We start from the raw sequence: 2,774 nt of genomic DNA on the forward strand, positions 1-2,774 counted from the left end.
TGGCGATGCGGAGAATAGCCAGCTCGCGCAGACGATCGCTGAGCTGCTGCTTCGAAAGGATGGTGCCACCCAGGCGCAGCAACGATCGCAGGTTGGTTTCAGCGTGGGCCATCATGTAGAAGATGTTCAGCGGTACCGCCAGGCCGGCGAGTGTTTCGCGCACACGCTCGGGTGCGGTGGTGGGATCGACGTACGGAAGTCGTGCCATAAGTCTCCTGTTTTCGCGCGCGATGCTGGCAGCCTGCGGGACCAAAGTCGAGAGCTGCATGGTCCCTTCTCCTACCTGCTGATCCTCTGGGTGTTGACGCAGGCGCCAGCCAGCTACGTTCTGGGACTGCGGCAGACCAGCCTCATCTTCGGAGTGCTGTTCGGCCGTTTCCTGCTGCAGGAGCGTGAGACCGGCTACCGTATTCTCGGAGCCGGGACCATCGCGGTCGGCGGCCTCCTCATCGCCACCGCCAAGTAGGCGAAACGATCCGTTTCAACCTGCGCCGCCTTCCCTTGCCCCGTTGTCCGGGATGGGCTATCTCCAAACTGTATGATGCTATTTGCTCGGGTTGCGGGTTCTGTTCTGTTGCTGCTTTTCGGCGCAGGCTGCGCGCATAAATTGGCTGCGCCAACGGCGACACCGACCGGTGACCAGGCGCCGGTGGGCCTGCGTAACTTCGAGGTGACGAACGTGGACGGGCACCGTGCGGTGCTCCTGCGGCTGTCACGTTGGCCGACGATGATCCGGCAGTCCAGCGCGAAGAACCCAGGGCAGATTATCGTTCAGGCCTGGGGGCCGGTGGGTGATGGTGATCTGCCCGAGCGCGTGCTGCCCCAGATAGACCTGCTCATCAGCGACGTTCGCGTCTCACGCCATGACGGAGCGCTCCATATCGTGCTCGATTTCAAAGCCGACGAGCCGCCGCCGTACAGTGTTCACGAGATGGCCGACTGGATCATGATTCGCTTGGGCGTGCCGGAGCAGGGGTAGAGAACCAGCCCGGATTGAGACAGCGATGAGGATGAACAAGCAGGGTACATCGCGGTGGCGGGTGGGAGCACGGCTCCTTCTCCTGACCCTGGGGGTGGTGCTGCCGTTCGTCGGTAAGGCCTCGGCACAGATCAGCAGCAATCAGATGCGCCAGCGGTACGACAAGAACACCAAAGGGGCCAGTATCGACGATTTCGTGAAACGGTTGAGAAGCGACGATCCGGCCGTGCGTTTGGAGGCGGTGAAATCACTCGGCGCGTCGAAGGACAACAAGGCAGTCGAATACCTCATGCAGGCCATGGGTGACTCGGACGTGCGGGTGCAGGTGAAGGCGATTGAGATGCTCGGTGACATGCGAGCCACCGACGCCACCCCAGTGCTGGTGCAGTACCTGTTTCTGCGCACCACCGATGGGAACATGAAACAGCTGATCTTGGCGTCGCTCGGAAAAATCGGCGACACGCGCGCGGCACGGCCGCTGATGGAGTTTTTGCAGCGCGATCTCGATCCGGCAACGCGGGGCACGGCGATCTTCGCGCTCGGAGAGATCGGCTCCCTCGAGTCGGTGGATACTTTGACGAATATCGCGCAGGCGGACAAGGACCAGACCGTGCGCCGTCTGGCGAGCGAAGCCAAGAGCAAAGTCGAGCAGCACCAAGCGGTGATCAAGAACCAGGTAAAGGGTCCGTCCGAGAACTTTCTCGAACCCAAAGGCCCGCCGCAAGCGCCGCAGTAGCTCGGCCCATCCGAGGTCTTTACTCCGGACGCGGGACCCGGTACTCAGCACAATTCAGAACGGCCCTGTGGTGGAATGGCAGACACGGCAGACTCAAAATCTGCTCCGCCTTGCGCGGGTGGGGGTTCAAGTCCCTCCAGGGCCACCTTGGTTTTCCGGGCACTTAGCCCGTTTGGCCAGCGTGACGGACCGACCGCTAGGACAAGCCGGGTAAGCGAGGGGTAAGCAAGCGGCGCTGTGTCGGAGGGCCGCTTGGCGCTCTCAAATTGACGGATGCCGAGAAGGCCTGCTATCCGTTGTAAGAGCATCCGCTATGAAAACGATCTCCATCCAAGATTTCCGCTCGCACCCGAAAGCCGCCAAAGCGTTGCTGGCTGTTCGGCAGGAAACGTTGCTGACCGCCGCGGGCAAGCCCGTGGCGGTGCTTGTTCCCGTCAGCGCTGAGACGCTCGACGACACCGTGCGTGCCGTTCGTATGGCGCGCGGCCAGATGACCTTGCAGACCATACGCCAGCGTGCGCGGGGGACCGGCCGCTCGCAGATGACGATGACGGAGATCGATGCCGTCATTGCGAAGACGCGGGCAGGTCGGCGCCGTCGTGCGCGAGCCGCCGCGAGGTGAAGTTTGATCCGGGTGGTGCTGGACACCAACGTCCTGGTGTCCGGATTGCTCTCCGAGCACGGGCCGCCAGGTTTGATCGTCGACCTGGTCTTCGCGGGAGAGCTGGCACTGGTATACGACGCGCGCCTGCTGGCTGAATATCGCGACGTACTCGTCAGGCCATAACTCAAGGTCGACCCGGCGGACGCGGAAGAACTCCTGCGCGCGATCGAGGACACCGGAGAAGTTGTGACGGCGTTGCCTTGGCCGCACCGGCTGCCCGACCCGGATGATGAGGTTGTGCTTGCTGTCGCTGATGCGGCACAGGTCGCCTGTGTCGTGACGGGCAACCTCCGTCACTTTCCGCGCGCCCAGCGTGGTCGCGTGACCGTCATCTCCCCGCGAGAGTTTGTGGAGTGGCTACGCGAGCGCTCCAGTTGATTGCCCCGGTTGGGCGG

At 62.9% G+C, this 2,774-nt stretch carries 5 protein-coding genes, 1 tRNA gene and 1 pseudogene; 6 read left to right on the forward strand and 1 reads right to left on the reverse strand.

What is annotated here, in order from left to right; genetic code table 11:
- Positions 1–208, reverse strand: a 208-nt coding sequence (locus VF515_07705) for a carboxymuconolactone decarboxylase family protein (protein HEX7407522.1), incomplete at its 3' end; no start/stop codon positions are given.
- Positions 209–298: 90 nt separating this feature from the next.
- Here VF515_07705 and VF515_07710 point away from each other — a divergent pair.
- The 6 genes and pseudogenes from VF515_07710 to VF515_07735 all read left to right on the forward strand — a co-directional run bounded on the left by VF515_07710 (position 299) and on the right by VF515_07735 (position 2,757).
- Complete coding sequence (locus VF515_07710; GenBank protein ID HEX7407523.1) at positions 299–466, forward strand: hypothetical protein; 168 nt, start codon at positions 299–301, stop codon at positions 464–466.
- Between the two features lie 108 nt (positions 467–574).
- On the forward strand, positions 575–979 hold the full coding sequence (locus VF515_07715) for a hypothetical protein (protein ID HEX7407524.1): 405 nt from the start codon (positions 575–577) through the stop codon (positions 977–979).
- A 61-nt stretch (positions 980–1,040) separates the two neighbouring features.
- On the forward strand, positions 1,041–1,715 hold the full coding sequence (locus tag VF515_07720; GenBank protein ID HEX7407525.1) for a HEAT repeat domain-containing protein: 675 nt from the start codon (positions 1,041–1,043) through the stop codon (positions 1,713–1,715).
- 61 nt (positions 1,716–1,776) lie between these two features.
- Positions 1,777–1,860: transfer RNA gene (locus tag VF515_07725), tRNA-Leu, on the forward strand.
- Positions 1,861–2,028: 168 nt separating this feature from the next.
- Positions 2,029–2,337: a hypothetical protein gene (locus VF515_07730; protein ID HEX7407526.1), complete on the forward strand. Its 309-nt coding sequence runs from the start codon at positions 2,029–2,031 to the stop codon at positions 2,335–2,337.
- Between the two features lie 15 nt (positions 2,338–2,352).
- Positions 2,353–2,757: pseudogene (locus tag VF515_07735) on the forward strand (putative toxin-antitoxin system toxin component, PIN family).
- Positions 2,758–2,774 lie beyond the last annotated feature (17 nt).

The sequence above is a fragment of the Candidatus Binatia bacterium genome (genome assembly GCA_036382395.1).
GTDB lineage: Bacteria > Desulfobacterota > Binatia > HRBIN30 > HRBIN30 > JAGDMS01.

What these genes read in the sequence shown, in the direction of transcription:
- VF515_07730 (HEX7407526.1), top strand. Translation starts at nt 2,029, where the DNA reads ATGAAAACGATCTCCATCCAAGATTTCCGCTCGCACCCGAAAGCCGCC.